Here is a 16561-nt window from a genome sequence, read left to right as displayed (position 1 = left end):
GTCCCGGCGAGATGATAGTGTGGTCAAATGTGACATGGCCCGCGAGATGAGGCTGCGGTGACCAACTCCACACGGACCACGAACAACAAGGAGCTCCGATGCAAAGCGTGCAGGAAACACTGTCCCGCGCCGGGATTTTCCAAGGTGTGGACCCCGATGCAGTGATCAACCTGATCTCACAAATGCAGACGGAGTCGTTCCCGCGCGGCACCACTATCTTCGACGAAGGTGAACCCGGCGACACCCTCTACATCATCATCGAAGGCAAAGTGAAGCTCGCCCGCCACGCCCCCGACGGCCGCGAGAACCTCCTGTCCGTGATGGGGCCGTCCGACATGTTCGGCGAACTGTCCATCTTCGACCCGGGCCCCCGCACCTCCTCCGCAGTGTGCGTCACCGAAGTCGAAGCCGCCACCATGGACTCCGAGATGCTCCGCACCTGGATCAACGACCACCCGGAGATCTCCCAGCAGCTCCTGCGCGTTCTCGCCCGCCGCCTGCGCCGCACCAACGCGTCGCTCGCCGACCTCATCTTCACCGACGTCCCCGGCCGCGTCGCCAAGACCCTGCTGCAGCTCGCCAACCGCTTCGGCATCCAGGAAGGCACCGGCCTCCGCGTCAACCACGACCTCACGCAGGAAGAGATCGCCCAGCTCGTCGGCGCTTCCCGCGAGACCGTGAACAAGGCCCTCGCCACCTTCGCCCAGCGCGGTTGGATCCGCCTCGAGGGCAAGTCCGTGGTCATCGTCAACACCGAGCACCTCGCCCGCCGCGCACGCTAGCGCTTATCGACGTCCCGCCCTCCCCTCTCACCGGCGAGCGGCGGGATTTTCGCTGTCTTGACCGGATCAGCCCTGTTTCGGCCTGATTTTCCGTTGTTCGCGCCCCGTGTGGCCTGCGTGTTTTGGTGTTGTCGACGGTAGTGGACATTGTTCGATGGACCTGGTGTTGCGCGCGGTTTAACGTTTGTGGCATGAACCAATTCGCGGCGCTCGTGGGCGCAGGCAACGCCATCGACATGCTGGGCAGCTTCAACGCCCAGCAGCTTATCGACGCCGGCGCCAACCCCACCCGCGTTGCCGAATGGAAAGGCGTCTTCGACACCTACTACGGAAAAACCCGGTTTTCCCGCCAGCAAGCCAACGCTGTCACCGTTGCCCGGCAAACAGCGAAATCGTTGGACCAACTGGTATTCATCGAACAACACCTCAAAGCTGTCTCTTCCGACCGGGAGACGTGGAAGCTCCGCCTGGCGTTGTTGTCGGTGCGCGGCGACTACAAGACGCTGCAGCGCCACGCCAAAGACATCATCCCCGACCCGGACGCCGATAAACCCGCCCCGGAGTCCACGGTCCGGTTTGGCCGGACGCGGAAAGGCAAACGCACGGTCATCGCCACCGGCGCCGAACGCGACATCGCCGACCTGGAACACGCCCTGCGGGTAAAGCTCGACCCCAACCGGCCTGAGGGCCCGCAGATGTATGAGGCGTTCGCGGAGTTGCTGCGCGGCGGTGCCGGGGTCGCGCAGGCTGTGCCGCGCCCGTTGATCCAGGTCCCGCTTTCCGAGCACATCAGGATCCTCGCAGGCGAGGGGGATGAGACGATCCTGGGGTTGTCGGACGGCACCACCATGACTGGTGCGGAGTATCTGACTCACTATTACTCGAAGGATTTGGAGGTGGCGTTGTTCCACCCGCAGGCAGGTGCAGTGAACCTGTACCACGCGAAGCGGTTCGCCAACGCCAAGCAACGCGACCTGGCCCGTGCGACGTTGACGACGTGTCCGGTGCCGGATTGCCGGCATGCGGCGGATAATTGCGAGGTCCACCACATCACACCGTGGGCGCGTGGCGGGCCGACGAACATGGACAACCTGTCGGTGTTGTGCAGGTACCACAACCGCACCAACGACGACGACCCCCACAGACACCACCGGGGCCGAATACACATCCGCAACGGCACCCCGACATGGGTCTCCCCGCGCGGAACACCAGTACCGAACACCACCCACCAATACGGTGCAATGCACCTATTGTTCGGGAAATAGTGAAACGGCCGAAGGGCGCACGGTGATCACGCACGCCCAATGGCCCTATCGGTGCGCGCGATTCTGCTTAACCAACAGTGCGGGCCCAGGGAACCCCTCGAAGACCGGCGCCCGTCATGTCGATGGCAGTAGCGGTGGCGAGGAGAAATACCGCGGCGATCTCAATCGCTGGCAGCTTCAGCATTCCGCAGTCGCGCAAGCGCGGCAGGGCGAAGCGCACAGAAAAAGACGGCCGCTGGGCACCGATCGGGTCCATGCATGAAGTACAAATCGATACGACAACGGGCCCTGGAGAAAGGGGCCCGTTGGGGTGACGGCGACCGTCGATAAGCGGGAAAAGCTTAATTCTTGCCGTCGAGGTACCGCAGAGCGACGCGGGTGGACTGCTCGGCGGCGCCGCGGAGAACGGGGTCGACGTCGTCATACATCGCGTCGACGAGCTCGTTGATGCTCAAATCCGTGCCGCGCTCCTTGCGCACCTCGCGGATCTGGTCGAGGCGGTAATTGCGGCGGTCGATGTACTTACGCGCGAACTCCGCGAGGTTCTCGCCCTCCGGGCCGTGACCCGGCAGCAGCTTGATGCCGGCACCCTCCTCTTCTAGCTTCGCCAGCGACTCCAGGTACGCGCCGAGGTCGCCGTCCGTCTCCGAAATCATCGTCGTGTGGCGACCTGCGATCGTGTCGCCCGTGACAATGCCCTCCAGCTCCGTTGATTCCGGGTCCCCCGAGTAGATGTAGAACGACACCGAATCACCCGTGTGCCCCGGCGTGTGCACCACCTTGATGCGCGGCGTGACACCGTCGACGCTGATGATCTCGCCGTCCTCGAGCGGCTCGCCGCCGATGCAGTAACGCTCGTCGAACGCGCGCACCGGCACCCCGGTGAGCTGGCGGAAGCGCTGCGCACCGTCGGCGTGGTCGTGGTGGCGGTGCGTCAACAGCACGAGCGCCACCTTGTCCGCGGCGGACTGCAGAACGTTGAGGTGGCCTTCATCCTCCGGGCCCGGATCAATGACGATGCTGAATTCGTCCTCCGGGTCGCGGATGACCCAGGAGTTCGTGCCTTCCAGCGCCGCGTAGCTGGGGTTCGGAGCCAGCACGACAGCGGCGGAGGGAGTGACAGGACGCAGTTGGCTGTAGGCAGGATGCTGCATGCCCCCAACCCTACCGTCAATAACCAGGAATTGTTACTTGACGGCTGGGTGGTTACGCGTCCGCGACCTCGACAATGAGCTCGACTTCCACCGGGGCATCGAGCGGCAGGACCGCTACGCCGACTGCGCTGCGGACGTGCGCGCCCGCCTCGCCGAAGATTTCGCCGACGATGTCAGAAGCGCCATTGACGACGCCCGGTTGTCCCGTGAACCCCGCTTCCGACGCCACATAACCCACGACCTTGACTACCCGAGTGACCCTGTCGATCCCGACGAGATCATCTACCGCGGCCAGCGCGTTCAGCAGCGCTGTGCGGGCTAGGTTATATGCGTCTTCCGGGTCGACGTCGGCCCCGACTTTGCCGGTCGCAGGCAGAGAGCCGTTAACGAACGGAAGCTGGCCGGATGTCCAGACCTGGTTGCCGACTTGCGCCGCCGGAACATACGCGGCGACGGGCGCTGCAACGGCGGGCAACTCGATGCCCAGCTCGTCGAGACGCTCGCTCGGCTTGGTCGAGACCGCGGCCACTACAGCTCCCGCTTCATGTAGGCGACAACGTTCTCGGGGTTCGGTCCGGGGGTGACGGCGACGAGCTCCCAACCGTCCTCGCCCCAGGTGTCGAGGATCTGCTTCGTCGCGTGAGTGAGCAGCGGAACGGTTGCGTATTCCCATTTCTTCATGTGCACCACCCTACAGGCCGCGCGGGGCGGGCCGCCGAAGCCAGAAGGACTCGCTACAGCCCGATGATTTCGCGGCCCTCGGCAAGGTGCTCCGCCCAGTCGGTGACGTGGGGGTTCTTGCGCAGGACGGCGCGACGCTGGCGCTCCGTCAGGCCGCCCCACACACCGAATTCGACCCTGTTATCCAGGGCGTCGGCGCGGCATTCCATTTGGACAGGGCAGCGGCGGCAGATCGCTGCGGCTTTGCGCTGCTCGGCGCCGCGGACGAAAAGGGCGTCGGGGTCGCCGGACCGGCAGACTGCCATGGTCACCCACTCGCCACGTTCAAAAGACCTCTCGGAATCGGCTGTGGAGCGCTGGCGTACTTGCTGCCCGAGACGTAGGGATGCGTTCGCTTTTTCCAGTGCGCGGTTGCTGATCGTAGTGGTCACCACAGTCTCCTTCCGGCCGTTATACCTATGCGTTATCAGCAAGGCTGCTATCACCATGCTGTCCTTATGTAAGTGTATTCACGCGCAACGTTTTTTGTCGAATAGATCACACACGCGGGGGTAGGTGGTGATTCCGCTGACGGAATTTAGGCCGTAGTGTATGAGAGGTGTCTGCGCTAAATTCCCTGGGAAAACTGCTCGTCGGCCTGTTGGCAGCGGGCCTCGGCATCGCGCTGTGCCTCGCCCCCGCGGCGGGTATCGGCGGGGCTGCGGTAACGCGTGTCGACGACACCATGCAGTCCAATCTCGCCGACCTCACCGACGGCACCGCGCCAGGAGTCACGACGATCACCGACACCAACGGCGACCCGATGGCGTGGGTGTACGCGCAACGCCGCTACGAGGTGGAGCCCGACGAGATCGCCCAGTCCGCGAAGGACGCTCTGGTCGCAATTGAGGACCGCAGGTTCTACGAGCACGACGGCGTCGACATGCAAGGCTTCGCCCGCGCAATGGTGACGAATCTTCTCGCCGGCGGCGTGGAGGAAGGCGCGTCCACGATCGACCAGCAGTACGTGAAAAACTACCTGCTGCTGGTCAACGCCGACACGACCGAAGAGCAGTCGGCTGCTGTGGAGCAATCCATCCCGCGCAAACTGCGCGAAATGCGCATGGCCTCAGACCTGGACAAGCAGCTCTCAAAAGAAGAGATTCTGGCGCGGTATTTGAATCTGGTGTCTTTCGGCAACCACGCCTACGGCATCGAGGCGGCGGCGCGCACGTATTTCGACACGTCGGCGGCGGAGCTGACGGTGCCGCAATCGGCGCTGCTGGTCGGCATGCTGCAGTCGTCGGAGATGCTGAATCCGTACACGAACCCGGACGGCGCGAAGGAGCGACGCAACACGGTGCTGCAGGCGATGGTGGGATCGGGCTACCTGAGCCAGGCCGACGCCGACAACTACGCCGGCGAGCCGCTGGGCATTCTCGACGAGCCGTCGCTTTTGCCCCGCGGCTGCATCACCGCAGGCGGCTCCGGCTTCTTGTGCGATTACGCTCTCCGCTACCTCTCGGAAAAGGGTCTGAGTATGGAGGAGGTCGAGCGCGGCGGCTACACCATCACGACGACACTCGACCCCGAGGTGCAGCAGATCGCCCACGAAGCGGCGACGAGCGCGGTGAGCAAGGGCCAGCCGGGAGTCGCGGAAGTCATCAACGTCATCCAGCCGGGCCAGGAGAGCCACGACATCCTCGCGATGACGTCCTCGCGAGACTACGGCTTGGACCAGGACGAGAGCCAGACGGTGCTGCCGCAGACATCCTCGATGGTGGGCAACGGCGCGGGCTCGGTGTTCAAGATCTTCACGGCGGCCGCGGCACTGGAAAACGGCTACAACTTGGAGTCGAAACTCGAGGTGCCGGACCGCGCGGTGGTCTACGGCATGGGCGAGGGCGGCGCGCGCAATTGCCCGGCGGGGGCGTACTGCGTGGAAAACGCCGGCAAGTACCCGGGCGAGATGACGATGCGCGAGGCGTTGGCGAAGTCGCCGAACACGCCGTTCGTAAAGCTGATCGAGAGCGTGGGCGTGGAGCCGACTGTCGATATGGCGGTGCGCCTCGGCCTGCGCTCCTACGAGGACCAGGGCACATTCGACGGAGACAATTCGGTCGCGGACTACTTCCGCCAGAACAACTTGGGCTCGTTCACGCTGGGCCCGACGGCGGTGAATCCGCTGGAGCTGTCCAACGTGGCGGCCACGCTCGCGTCCGACGGCATGTGGTGCGAGCCGAACCCGATCAAGAGCGTCGTGGACCGTTACGGCGACGAGGTGGCCATCGACCGCCCGGATTGCGAGCAGGCAGTGGAGCCGGAGCTCGCGGCCGGGCTCGCGGGGGGCATGGCGGAGGACGCAGTGTCGGGCACCGCGAAGAAGGCCGCGGATGCGACGAGATGGCGCGGCGCGGTCGCGGCAAAGACAGGCACGACGGAGTCGCACCAGTCCTCGGCGTTCCTCGGGTTCAACAAGAAGGTCGCGGCAGCCACGTACATCTACAACGACGGCACGCAGACGACTCCGCTGTGCACGGGCCCTGTTCGTCAGTGTTCGAACGGGTCGCTGTTCGGCGGCCAGGAGGCGGCGCATTCGTGGTTCCGGATGGCGAACCGGATTCCGGGTGCGCAGGACGCGGGACTTCCGGATCCGAGTCCGTTGTTCGATCCGAAGGCGCGCAATGAGCTGCTCAAGCGCGCTGTGGGGATGAATAAGGACGAGGCTCGCGCGATGCTCGAAAACGCCGGGTTCCGTGTCCGCGAGACGACGACGTCGAAAAAGAATGCGCCGCGCGACGAGGTCGTCGACACGCGCGCGTCGGAGGACGGGGGCCCGGGTTCGACAGTCACGCTCGTCGTGTCGGACGGCTCAAGAGCACGCTTATCGACGCGTCCCCCCACCCCTTCCTCCTCCCCCACCACCTCGGCATCCGCAGCGGACGAAGAGCCCGCCTCCGACGAAGTCGATCTGGGAGAGCTCGCCGACGAGTTAGCGAACCTCTTCAGCTAAAGGTGGCGCTTGGCCAGGGCCCCGTTTAGCCGAGGCGCTCCTTCACTGCGGCGGACAATCGCTTGCCGTCGGCGCGGCCAGCAGCCTTCTCGGTGGCGAGCTTCATGACCTGTCCCATTTCCTTCATGGAGGTGGCACCGGTTTCGGAGATGGCGGCGTCGATAAGCTCGGCAAGTTCGGCGTCGTCAAGCTGCTCTGGCTGGTACCCCTCGAGGACCGCGACCTCCGCTAGCTCGGCGTCCGCGAGTTCCTGGCGGCCGTTTTCCGCGTACACCTCAGCGGACTCGCGGCGCTTCTTGATCTCGCGCGCGACGACCTTCAGCACCTCCTCGTCCGTCAGCTCATGCTTCGTCCCCTCCGTCTCCTCCGTCTGGATCGCGGCGAGAAGCATACGGATCGTGCCGGTGCGCTCCTTCTCCTTCGCCTTCATTGCTTCCTTCAGGTCAGCGCGGATCTGATTCTTCAAGTCACTCATGCCCACGAGCGTAGCGCGGCAAGCGGTACCCTCGGAGCAATGACGACAAACACGGACCTCGGCCGGCGCGTGCTGCGGCGCGTCGGCCTCGCTGCGGCCGCTGGTCTCGCCCTCGGCGCCGCGACTTTCGCGTACGGCGTCAGCGAGCTCACCAAGTTCCGGCTCAAGCGCTACGAACTGCCCATCCTGCCCGCCGGTTCTGAGCCTTTCACCATCCTGCACATCGCCGACCTCCACATGATCCCCGGGCAGAAAACCAAGGTTGCGTGGGTGTCCGCCCTCGACGCGCTGCAGCCCGACCTCGTGGTCAACACCGGTGATAACCTTTCCGACGCCCGTGCCGTCCCCGATGTCCTCGCGGCCCTGGGGCCCCTGCTGGGGCGGCCCGGCGTCTTCGTGTTCGGCACCAACGACTACTGGGCACCTCGGATGGTGAATCCGCTCAAGTACCTGCTCGATCAGAAACGCGAACCCAGCTATGTCGACCTGCCGTGGAAAGACATGCGCGCTGCCTTCATCGAGCGCGGCTGGCGCGACGCCACCCACCAGCGGCTCGAGTTCAAAGCGAACGGGCTGAAGCTCGCCGTCACCGGCACCGACGACGCCCACCACGACCTCGACGATTACGACTCCGTCGCCGGCGCCCCCAACCCCGACGCCGACCTCGCTTTGGGCGTCACCCACGCCCCCTACCGGCGCGTCCTCGACCGCTTCAACGTGGACGGCTACAGCCTGGTTCTAGCCGGCCACACCCACGGCGGGCAGATCTGCCTGCCCGGCGAACGAGCCCTCGTGACCAACGCCGACATTGACCGTGAACGCGCCTCCGGCCTCCACCGCTACCGCGCCATGTGGCTCGAAGTGTCCAACGGCCTGGGCACCTCCAAATTCGCGCCCGTGCGTATTTTCTGCCGGCCGTCCGCGGCGCTGCTGACGCTCACCGCTCGGGAGGATGCTCGGGACGACTAGCGCCCCGTCCGCCGCTCGAATCAGGCGCAGATCAGGGCCGCAACAGCCGTGATCAACAGGCGTTTTGGAGCTTGCCGGGTGGTGGACTAAAGTATCCCGGGTACTCATTAAGTGCACCGGGATATGGCGCAGCTTGGTAGCGCGCTTCGTTCGGGACGAAGAGGTCGCAGGTTCAAATCCTGTTATCCCGACCAAATTGAGGAAGAAGCCGCTGGATTTCAGCGGCTTCTTTTGTCGTTCTGCCCAGGCACCGCAATACAGAAGCTCCCCGCTAGTCGGGATCTGTGTTCACAGTCCGACCAGCGGGGAGCAGGTCTGCGGCTCGGGGCCGCATATCAGCGGAAGTGCTACCCGCGCAGCGTTAGAACGGCAGGGTCTTACGGAAGTTCTCAAACATCTCGCGTGCCTGCGGGAACAGCGGACTCAGAAGAGCAGCCACACCCAGCAGAGCGGCAAGAACGCCGAAGAACACACCAATGGAAGAACCAGCCGAGTTAGCCGAAGAGCTCGAGGAGCTAGACGAGCCGGAGGAGCCCGAAGAGCTGCCGTCGATAGGCTGATCAGTGTTGACGCCCACGGCGTTCATCGCGCCGAAGAAGATGTCGGTCTCGTCGATCTGGCCGGTGAAGTTCGCCGCCCCCGGGCCGGAGGCCGCGACGCGGACCTGGGCACCGGTGTGCTGCTGGCCGCCGAGGGCGTCCTTCGGGTCGTTGGACTTCGCGGTGGAGTACAGCAGGGACATGTGCTAAAACCTTGGAGGCCTTGCGGTCTCAGAGCTGGTTTTGTGCACGGTTACAATCATCCGCGCACAAGGCCGTTTCTCGCCCCAGATCTTTGCGCCGCCGCTAGCGGGCGCAGGTGGCCGTGTTCTCGGCGTCGAGGCAGTCGTGCTCGAGCGATTCGGCGTGGAGCCAGCCGAACCGGCCGTGAAGAATGATCTCGTCGTAGCACTTCGAGCATCGGCGCACAGAGTTGGGCGAATGGCGGTAACCGCTGACGGGTCCGAGCACGTCGGCGGTGAGCGGTCGACCTTCCCGCTCAAGGATCTGGCGGGCGGTGATGGTGGTCATGCGCGACTCCTTTGTTCAGTTATGCGGGGTGTCCTCCCGGTTGTGGGGAACAGCGCAGGAGCCTACATGACGGCAGCGACAGCGAGGTGCGCGGTTTAGCGCTTGTGTTCGATAACGTCCTCGGCCTCGAGGACGGCAGTGTCGCCGCGGTCGTCGAAAACGGTTTCGCCGTCGGCGACGTAGAGATCGTCGCCGTAGTCGCCGTCATCGGAGCCGTAGTCAGAGTCGGCCTCGTCAAGCGCGGAGACGGCGGAGGGGCGGCTCGCCCGCATCGCCACGATCCCAAGCACAGCGAGCAGCACAGACAGCCCGATGCCGGTCCACATGGCAGTGGTTGAGCCGTTGTTGCCGGCGGCGGAGATGGCGGACGTGCTCCAATGCATGGGCATGGCGGACGACAAGGCTCGGACGATGCCGTCGACGTCGCCGGTGGCGGCGTGGGACCAGACCCAGCCGACGACACCGGTCTGCGCGAGGGCGAAGATGCCCGCGGCGGCGGTGCCGCCGAGCTCGCCGAAGGCGTCGCGGAGGATCCACGTGATCCCGGCAGACGCGAGAGAACCCAGTGCGAGCGCGAGCCCAGTGAGGGCGATGGCAAGAGGAGTAAGGCCAGTGCCGAGGATCGTGACCAGGATGGTGCCGGCACCGGCGGCGAGCAGCGTGCCCAGGCCGAGAATGCTCCACCGCGAGCGGGTCACGCCGTATGCGGCGAGGGCCGCGGCGAGGCCGCCGAGCACGGCGAGGGCGCTCACGAGCATCGCGGCGAGAGGAGGAAGCGACGAGCTTATCGACGCTTCGCCGGTGGCACCCGCTCCCCCAGCCCCTCCTGCTGAGCCGCTCGCAGCACCTGCGACCGGCGCGGCAGCGGGGAGCGCGCGCTGCACATCGCCGATGCGGTCCTTGGTGTTGGTGGCCATGTCGTCGACCTTGGCGGCGCCGTCGGCAAGCTTGTTGACGCCGTCCTTTGCTTCCCCGACGCGGTCGTTCATGTCGCCGAGCCCTTCGGCGAGGTCGGCGGCGCCGTTGGTAGCGGAGTAGATGCCGTCGTGGTAGGCGTAGCCGGGCGTGGAGAGTTGGTTGGCGAGCTCGCGGGAGCCGTCTTTGAGCTCGGTGAGCTGGCTGGTCCAGTCTTCGGGCAGCTCGGCGGTGTCGACCTGTGTGCGGAGGTCCTCGAGCTGGCTGCGCAGATCCTTGACCTCGGGGTCGTTGCTACCGCGTGTGCCTTCGAGCGTGTCGTCGATGGCGGCGAGAACTTGGCCGCGAATGGCGTCGAACCCGACGACTTGGTCGACGGCGCCACCGACGTTGTCTGCGAGGCGGGTGGCGCCGTCGGCAAGCTGGCCCGTGCCCGCCTGGATTTCGGTCATGCCTTGGGAGAGCTCGTCGGCGCCGTCTTTGGCGGCGGAGACGCCGTCGGCGAGTTCGGTGGAGCCGTCGCGAAGCTCTTCGGTGCCGTCTTTCAGCTTCGACGTGCCCTGGGTGAGGAAGCCGGCTTGGGCGCTGGCGTCGCCGGCAGCGCGGCGGGCGTCGACGAAGTTGTCTGCGCCGGAGTAGGCGGCGGGCGCGCCGGAGGCGCTCTCGGCGCCGCGCGGCACCCACGTGGAGGCGGGGTTCATGGGCGCGAAGGCTGCGGCGACCAGAACGAGAAGGGCGGCGACAGGCGTGATGGCGTTCCACTTCATACCGAGCAATGTAATGATTGTGGCGAATGTTGTGTATGTGACACACCGCGGTGAGCTATACGCTGTTTTACTGTTACCCTTGAAATGTTTGCCAACCGCTACACAGGCTGGAGCACACATGGCTCTTCTTTTGGTCTTCGGGCTAGTCGCCGCGACCGTGGTGCTATCCCCCGTGTTGGTGCGCGCAATTGACCGCCGGGCGGGGTGGGTGATCGGGCCGGTGTTCTTCGTCGCGGCCGGTATTCTCGCGAACGCCGCGCGGGACGGCGCGACACCAGCTTTCTCTACTACCTGGGCGAATGATCTGCTCGGGCCGGGCACCGTCGTGGAGCTCGGGATGCGCGCGGACGGGCTGAGCCTGTTCTTCGCGCTCCTCGCGCTCGGCATCGGTGGCATGGTGATGCTGTACTCCGCGGCGTACCTTCCGGAAAACGACGGCAACACGAGCTTCTACACGATCATGACGGCGTTCTCGCTGTCCGTGCTGTTGCTCGTGACGGCGGGCGACGTCGTCGTGCTATTCATCGGCTGGGAGCTCGTGTCCATCGCATCATTCCTGCTCATCGCGCGCTCAGGCTCCTCGGGCGAGGCGGGCTCTTTCCGCACGCTCGCGCTGACGTTCTTCGGCGGACTGACCCTGCTGGCGGGCCTCGCGGTCGCGGCGGTGAGCGCCGGTACGACGCAGCTCGACGGCATTCTCACCTCCGACGTGTGGGCCGACAACCCGCGGCTGACCACGACGGTGGCCGTGCTGATCGCGTTCTCCGGCTTCACCAAAGCCGCGCAGTTCCCGTTCCACTTCTGGCTGCCGGAGGCAATGGCGGCGGCGACGCCGGTCTCCGCGTTCCTGCACGCGGCCGCGGTGGTCAAGGCGGGCGTCTACCTGCTTCTGCGTTTCTCCGCCATCTTCGGCTTAAACCCGACGTGGAATGTCATTCTGGTCGCGTTCGGCCTGGGCACGGCGCTGATGTCGGCGGTGTTCGCCATCACTAAGACGGACCTGAAGCACCTCACGGCGTACTCGACGGTGTCGCACTTGGGCTGGATCGTGGCGGCGGTGGGCGTCGGCACGCCAGCGGCGTTTGCGGCGGCTCTCGTGCACACGTTGGCGCACGCGCTATTCAAGTCGTCTTTGTTCATGCTCATCGGCGTGATCGACCACGAGACGGGCACCCGCGACATCCGCCGCCTGGGCAAGATTTACGACAAGATGCCGTTCACTTTCGCGTCGGTCGTCGTCGCGGCGGCATCGATGGCCGCCGTCCCGCCACTGTTCGGCTTCGTGTCTAAGGAGTCGATCCTGGAGGCGTTCCACTCGACGCAGTACGGCGCCCCCCTGCTCGTCCTCGCCGGCCTCGCGGCATTTTTGACCTTCGTCTACTCCGCGAAGATCGTCTTCGGCGCGTTCATCGACGGCACGCGCGACATGAGCGGCGTCCACGAAGCACCCGTCGCGCTCTGGCTGCCGGCAGCAATTCCGGGCCTTCTGTCCGTCCCGGTCGTCTTCGGGCTTCCGCTTATCGACGCCCCCGTCACCCGCGCCGTCCACTCCATCACCGGGGACTCCTCGTTTGAGTCGCACCTGGCTCTCTGGCATGGCGTGACATGGCCGTTCATCGTGTCTGCGCTGGTCTTGGTCGCGGGCATCGCGTTCATCTTTGTGCGCAAGCCGGTGTACAAGGCACTGGAGAACAAGATGCTTCTCCCCTACACCGGCAACGAGATCCTACGCATGATCGTCAACGGCTCGACGGATATCGGGCGCGCTGCCGGTGCCATGGCTAATTCCTACGACCCGTCGCGCCACCTGAAGTGGCCGGTCGGCGTCATTGTGGCGCTGGGCTTGGCCACGATGCTTTTCACCACCGGTGTGGACGGTGTCGTCCCGGCGCCGCGCACCGAGGGCCTCACCAATTACTGGGATCTCCTGCCACTTCTCATCATCGTCGTGTCGGTGGTGGGCATGATGGCAACCACCAAGCGCATGACGGCGGCGTTGCTGCTGGGCACCACCGGTGTCGGTGTGAGCCTGCAGATGCTGCTGCTCGGCGCTCCGGACGTGGCTCTGACGCAGTTCACGGTGGAAGCGCTCACTGTCGTGGTGATCATGATGGTGCTGCGCTACCAGCCGCGTCTGTTCCCGGATGTGTCGAAGCGCCGCAAGACCTTGTCGGCTATCTTCGCGGTGGTGGCGGGTGTCGTGGCCTTTGCCGGTGTCTATGCCCTGACCGGCCGGCAGGACCGTTCCGAGCTAGCCATGTGGTACTTGAACGAGACGGGCCCGCTCACCGGCGGCGACAATATCGTCGCGGTGATTCTTGTGGAGTTCCGTAGCTTCGATACCTTGGGCGAGCTCTCCGTTTTGGGCATGGCCGCCGTGGTCATCGCCGCCGTGACGACCTCCGTGCCGCGCCACGACTTCCAGGAGGGCACTCGCCCCGCACCGTTCGGCCAGTCCCGCCTGAACACCCTGCCGCTGCGCAAGGTGACGAAGTTGATCGTCCCGATCCTCGTGGTGCTGTCCGTGCTGATCTTCTTCCGCGGCCACACAGTCCCGGGCGGCGGCTTCATCGCTGCGCTGGTCATGGCCACCGCATTCGTTCTCAGCTACCTGTCGCAGGGCTCGGACGACAACGCCGTCGGCGAGAAGACCCCGGTCTACCTCGCGGGCGTCGGCGTGATCGTCGCGCTGACAGCCGGCTTCATCGGCTTCATCGAGGGCGGGTTCCTCTACGCCATCCACGGCGAGATCGCCGGGGAACACATGACCACCTCGCTTATTTTCGACGCGGGAATCTACCTCGCGGTGCTCGGCATGCTCACCATGGCTATTAACGGCATGGGAGGCTACCTGCGCCCCGGCGCGGACCACGAGCAGCTCGACTACCACCGCAGCGACGAGAACCCTCTTCCAGATGTCCCCACCACGGCCGCTTCCGAGCAGACCGTCGACCCCCGCCCACAGCCCATCAACCCGGCATCCGAGCCGGTGGACCTCGCCCGCGCCATCATCTCCGGTGCGCGCGGCAATCCCTCCAACGACAAGGAAAACGGAGGCGCACGATGATCTACGCAGCTACCGTCGGAATCCTCATTGCGGGGGCGGTGTACCTGATCATGCAGCGCGGCATGGTTCGCATCGTCTTCGGCATGTCGCTGCTCGGCCACGCAGGCAACTTGATGCTGCTGGCCGCCGGCAACGGGGCATGGCGCGGGGAAGCATTCCCCTCCACGACCCCGATGGACCAGATGGCGGACCCGCTCCCCCAGGCATTCGTCCTCACAGCCATCGTGATCGCGATGGCCACCACGACGATCCTGCTTCTCATGGCAGCACTCGGGCGCGACGACGACACCATCGACAACATTCTCGACGCCGAACAGGAGGCCAAGCTCGGCCCCGACGCCCTCACCACCGCCGGACGCAAGGCCCATAAGGGGGTGCGCAACTAGTGGCCCCTGAAGCACTTCTCCCCGTTTTCATCGCCCTGCCGCTCATCGTCGCGGCGATCACGGCGATCTCCCCGTGGCGCGCCCTCAACAGCGCGCTGGGGCTGATCATCCCGGCTATCAACTTAGCCGGCGGCATCTGGCTGTACAGCCACACCGCCCAGCACGGAACGATCGGCCACGTCATCGGCCTCTACCCCGGCGGCGCCGGCATCGCGCTCGGCGGCGACCAGTTCTCCGCGATCATGCTCATCACCACGATGCTGGTGGCCCTGATCTCCAACTGGTTCGCCATCATCTCCGGTGAGACCCACGCGCGGTACTTCACCCCGCTGTCCCTGGTGCTGCTCACCGGTGTCTCCGGCGCGCTGCTCACGGCGGATTTGTTCAACTTCTTCGTCATGATCGAGGTCATGCTGCTGCCGTCCTACGGCCTGATCGCCATGACCGGCACGCGCCACCGTCTCCAGTCGGCGCGCCTATTCGTCCTGGTGAATCTCTCTGCATCGACCTTCCTACTCATCGGCGTCGGCTTCGTCTACGCGGCCACCGGCGCAGTCAATATCGGTGCGCTGAAGGGAGCAGCGGCCGGCAATGGCCCCGTCACAGTCGCCATGGGCATCGTGGTCATCGCCGTGTGCGCGAAGGCCGCTGTGTTCCCGCTGCATACGTGGCTGCCGCGGACGTACACGTCGACAAGCGCTGCTGTCATGGGCCTGTTCTCCGGCCTGCACACGAAGGTCGCGGTGTACATGCTGTTCCGCATATGGGTCGTCATTTTCGACATGGACCCGCGCTGGAACTGGCTGATCATCGCCGTGATGGTGGTCTCCATGCTCGTCGGCGCGTACGCCGGGCTCGCGGAATCCACGATCCGCCAGGTGCTCGGCTACCAGATGGTCAACGGTATGCCGTTCATCCTGGTCATGCTCGCGTTCACGCAGGAAGACCCGCGGTACGCGCTCGCCGCCGGCCTGATGTACACGCTGCACCACATGATCACGATCGGCGCGCTTACCCTCAACTCCGGCGCGATCGAGGAGACCTACGGCACCGGCACGATCTCGAAGCTCTCCGGCCTCGCGCGGCGCGACCCGCTCACCGCCACTGTCTTCGCGGCCGGCGCGTTCTCCGTCATCGGCTTCCCGCCATTCTCCGGCCTGTGGGGCAAGCTCACCCTCGTCTTCGCGGCGGCGCGCGGCGGCGACGAGCGAGCCTGGGTCGTCATCGCCGCTATCATCATTGCGTCCTTCGGCGCGATGCTGGCCATGTTCCGCGTCTGGCGGGAAGTCTTCTGGGGCAAGCCGATGCAGCGGTTCCCGAGGAATCTGAACGTGCGTGGGGCGCTGCTGGCGCCGTCGGCAAGCTTGATGCTCATCTCGCTTGCGATGTTCCTCGCCGCCGGCCCGCTGTGGGGCGCGACGACGGCGTCCATCGACGCGCTTCTCGACGTCGACGCCTACTCCTCCGCCGTCCTCGGCCCCGACCCCATCGGGGTGCCCGACACCGCTAACCTGCAAGGGGGCCAGTAATGAGAACCATCCTGCACGGCATCCGATACTTCTTCTGGATCGTCAAAGAGATCATCGTCGTCGGTTTCAGCACCGCGTTCGCCGCGCTGCGCCCGAATTCCGGCATCGACCCAATCATCGTCTACTACCCGCTGCGTATCGACGGCGACTGGGAACTTTTCTGGTTCTCCACCTCCGTCACCGCGACCCCGTCCACCTTGTCCTTCGGCTTCCGCGACAATATTCCCGGCAAGCCGCAGGTAATGCTCGTCCAAGCCGCTTTCGGCTCGAACCCCGAAGACATCGTCGCCGGGCTCGCCGACATGGAGGAGCACGTCGCCCCCCGAGTCAAGGACCAGCCCATCGACCCCGCGCAGGTGCTGTGGGAGCCCTACCGTGACTTCCGCAGCCGCCTCAACCCCGATGCCGCCGACCCCATCGACGCCGCCGACCGTGCCCGCCGCGAACGCCGTGCCCGCGCTCGTGCCCGCAAGCGCCGTGCAGAGCGCGCCACGAAAGAGAGGAACTAA

General features: G+C 65.4%; 17 protein-coding genes and 1 tRNA gene. 9 read left to right on the top strand and 9 right to left on the bottom strand.

The genetic code is table 11. The annotated features are described in order from the left end of the window. The first annotated feature begins 98 nt into the window (after nucleotides 1-98). On the top strand, nucleotides 99-782 hold the full coding sequence (glxR, locus tag CAPP_RS00780) for a CRP-like cAMP-activated global transcriptional regulator GlxR (RefSeq protein WP_076598133.1): 684 nt from the start codon (nucleotides 99-101) through the stop codon (nucleotides 780-782). 191 nt (nucleotides 783-973) lie between these two features. Continuing rightward, a complete protein-coding gene (locus CAPP_RS00775) occupies nucleotides 974-2047 on the top strand; it encodes an HNH endonuclease signature motif containing protein (protein WP_076598134.1) in 1074 nt (357 codons plus the stop codon). Nucleotides 2048-2114: 67 nt separating this feature from the next. Here CAPP_RS00775 and CAPP_RS00770 read toward each other — a convergent pair whose 3' ends face one another. The 5 genes from CAPP_RS00770 to CAPP_RS00750 all read right to left on the bottom strand — a co-directional run bounded on the left by CAPP_RS00770 (nucleotide 2115) and on the right by CAPP_RS00750 (nucleotide 4313). After that, the gene (locus CAPP_RS00770) at nucleotides 2115-2303 is read right to left on the bottom strand and encodes a hypothetical protein (protein WP_076598135.1); all 189 of its coding nucleotides are present in this window, start codon (nucleotides 2301-2303) and stop codon (nucleotides 2115-2117) included. An 85-nt stretch (nucleotides 2304-2388) separates the two neighbouring features. Beyond that, the gene (locus tag CAPP_RS00765; protein WP_076598136.1) at nucleotides 2389-3201 is read right to left on the bottom strand and encodes an MBL fold metallo-hydrolase; all 813 of its coding nucleotides are present in this window, start codon (nucleotides 3199-3201) and stop codon (nucleotides 2389-2391) included. 52 nt (nucleotides 3202-3253) lie between these two features. Next, nucleotides 3254-3730, bottom strand: a complete 477-nt coding sequence (locus tag CAPP_RS00760; protein WP_076598137.1) for a RidA family protein — start codon at nucleotides 3728-3730, stop codon at nucleotides 3254-3256. Next, a complete protein-coding gene (gene sp36, locus CAPP_RS00755) occupies nucleotides 3730-3882 on the bottom strand; it encodes a Sp36 family protein (protein ID WP_087117007.1) in 153 nt (50 codons plus the stop codon). The genes CAPP_RS00760 and sp36 overlap by 1 nt, the downstream gene beginning before the upstream one ends. Before the next feature lie 53 nt (nucleotides 3883-3935). Then, the gene (locus tag CAPP_RS00750) at nucleotides 3936-4313 is read right to left on the bottom strand and encodes a WhiB family transcriptional regulator (protein ID WP_290172945.1); all 378 of its coding nucleotides are present in this window, start codon (nucleotides 4311-4313) and stop codon (nucleotides 3936-3938) included. A gap of 167 nt (nucleotides 4314-4480) precedes the next feature. Here CAPP_RS00750 and CAPP_RS00745 point away from each other — a divergent pair, with 167 nt between their 5' ends. After that, nucleotides 4481-6874 carry a penicillin-binding protein gene (locus CAPP_RS00745; RefSeq protein WP_076598138.1) on the top strand — a complete coding sequence of 798 codons (2394 nt, stop codon included), beginning with the start codon at nucleotides 4481-4483 and terminating at the stop codon, nucleotides 6872-6874. A 25-nt stretch (nucleotides 6875-6899) separates the two neighbouring features. On the opposite strand, the gene CAPP_RS00740 is transcribed toward CAPP_RS00745, so the two are convergent. Continuing rightward, the gene (locus tag CAPP_RS00740) at nucleotides 6900-7349 is read right to left on the bottom strand and encodes a GatB/YqeY domain-containing protein (RefSeq protein ID WP_076598139.1); all 450 of its coding nucleotides are present in this window, start codon (nucleotides 7347-7349) and stop codon (nucleotides 6900-6902) included. A gap of 39 nt (nucleotides 7350-7388) precedes the next feature. Between CAPP_RS00740 and CAPP_RS00735 the strand changes: the two genes are divergently transcribed. Both CAPP_RS00735 and CAPP_RS00730 read left to right on the top strand, forming a co-directional pair. Beyond that, a complete protein-coding gene (locus tag CAPP_RS00735) occupies nucleotides 7389-8318 on the top strand; it encodes a metallophosphoesterase (RefSeq protein WP_076598140.1) in 930 nt (309 codons plus the stop codon). Nucleotides 8319-8435: 117 nt separating this feature from the next. Further along, nucleotides 8436-8512: transfer RNA gene (locus tag CAPP_RS00730), tRNA-Pro, on the top strand. A gap of 167 nt (nucleotides 8513-8679) precedes the next feature. Here the strand turns inward: CAPP_RS00730 and CAPP_RS00725 are convergent. The 3 genes from CAPP_RS00725 to CAPP_RS00715 form a co-directional block, all read right to left on the bottom strand. Next, complete coding sequence (locus tag CAPP_RS00725) at nucleotides 8680-9060, bottom strand: hypothetical protein (protein WP_200803242.1); 381 nt, start codon at nucleotides 9058-9060, stop codon at nucleotides 8680-8682. Between the two features lie 103 nt (nucleotides 9061-9163). After that, nucleotides 9164-9388, bottom strand: coding sequence for a hypothetical protein (locus CAPP_RS00720; RefSeq protein WP_076598141.1), 225 nt, complete (start codon nucleotides 9386-9388; stop codon nucleotides 9164-9166). A gap of 95 nt (nucleotides 9389-9483) precedes the next feature. Then, a complete protein-coding gene (locus CAPP_RS00715) occupies nucleotides 9484-11070 on the bottom strand; it encodes a hypothetical protein (protein ID WP_076598345.1) in 1587 nt (528 codons plus the stop codon). 118 nt (nucleotides 11071-11188) lie between these two features. Between CAPP_RS00715 and CAPP_RS00710 the strand changes: the two genes are divergently transcribed. From CAPP_RS00710 to CAPP_RS00695, 4 genes are read left to right on the top strand one after another with little or no spacing between them, the layout of a single operon-like run. Next, on the top strand, nucleotides 11189-14137 hold the full coding sequence (locus tag CAPP_RS00710; protein ID WP_076598142.1) for a DUF4040 family protein: 2949 nt from the start codon (nucleotides 11189-11191) through the stop codon (nucleotides 14135-14137). Then, nucleotides 14134-14523 carry a cation:proton antiporter subunit C gene (locus CAPP_RS00705; protein ID WP_076598143.1) on the top strand — a complete coding sequence of 130 codons (390 nt, stop codon included), beginning with the start codon at nucleotides 14134-14136 and terminating at the stop codon, nucleotides 14521-14523. The genes CAPP_RS00710 and CAPP_RS00705 overlap by 4 nt, the downstream gene beginning before the upstream one ends. Continuing rightward, a complete protein-coding gene (locus CAPP_RS00700; RefSeq protein WP_076598144.1) occupies nucleotides 14523-16052 on the top strand; it encodes a monovalent cation/H+ antiporter subunit D family protein in 1530 nt (509 codons plus the stop codon). The genes CAPP_RS00705 and CAPP_RS00700 overlap by 1 nt, the downstream gene beginning before the upstream one ends. Then, nucleotides 16052-16561, top strand: coding sequence for a monovalent cation/H+ antiporter subunit E (locus CAPP_RS00695; protein ID WP_076598145.1), 510 nt, complete (start codon nucleotides 16052-16054; stop codon nucleotides 16559-16561). Before CAPP_RS00700 ends, CAPP_RS00695 begins: the two co-directional genes overlap by 1 nt.

Source organism: Corynebacterium appendicis CIP 107643, assembly GCF_030408415.1.
GTDB classification, from domain to species: Bacteria; Actinomycetota; Actinomycetes; order Mycobacteriales; family Mycobacteriaceae; genus Corynebacterium; species Corynebacterium appendicis.
This window is presented reverse-complemented; position numbering and strand designations above follow the sequence as displayed.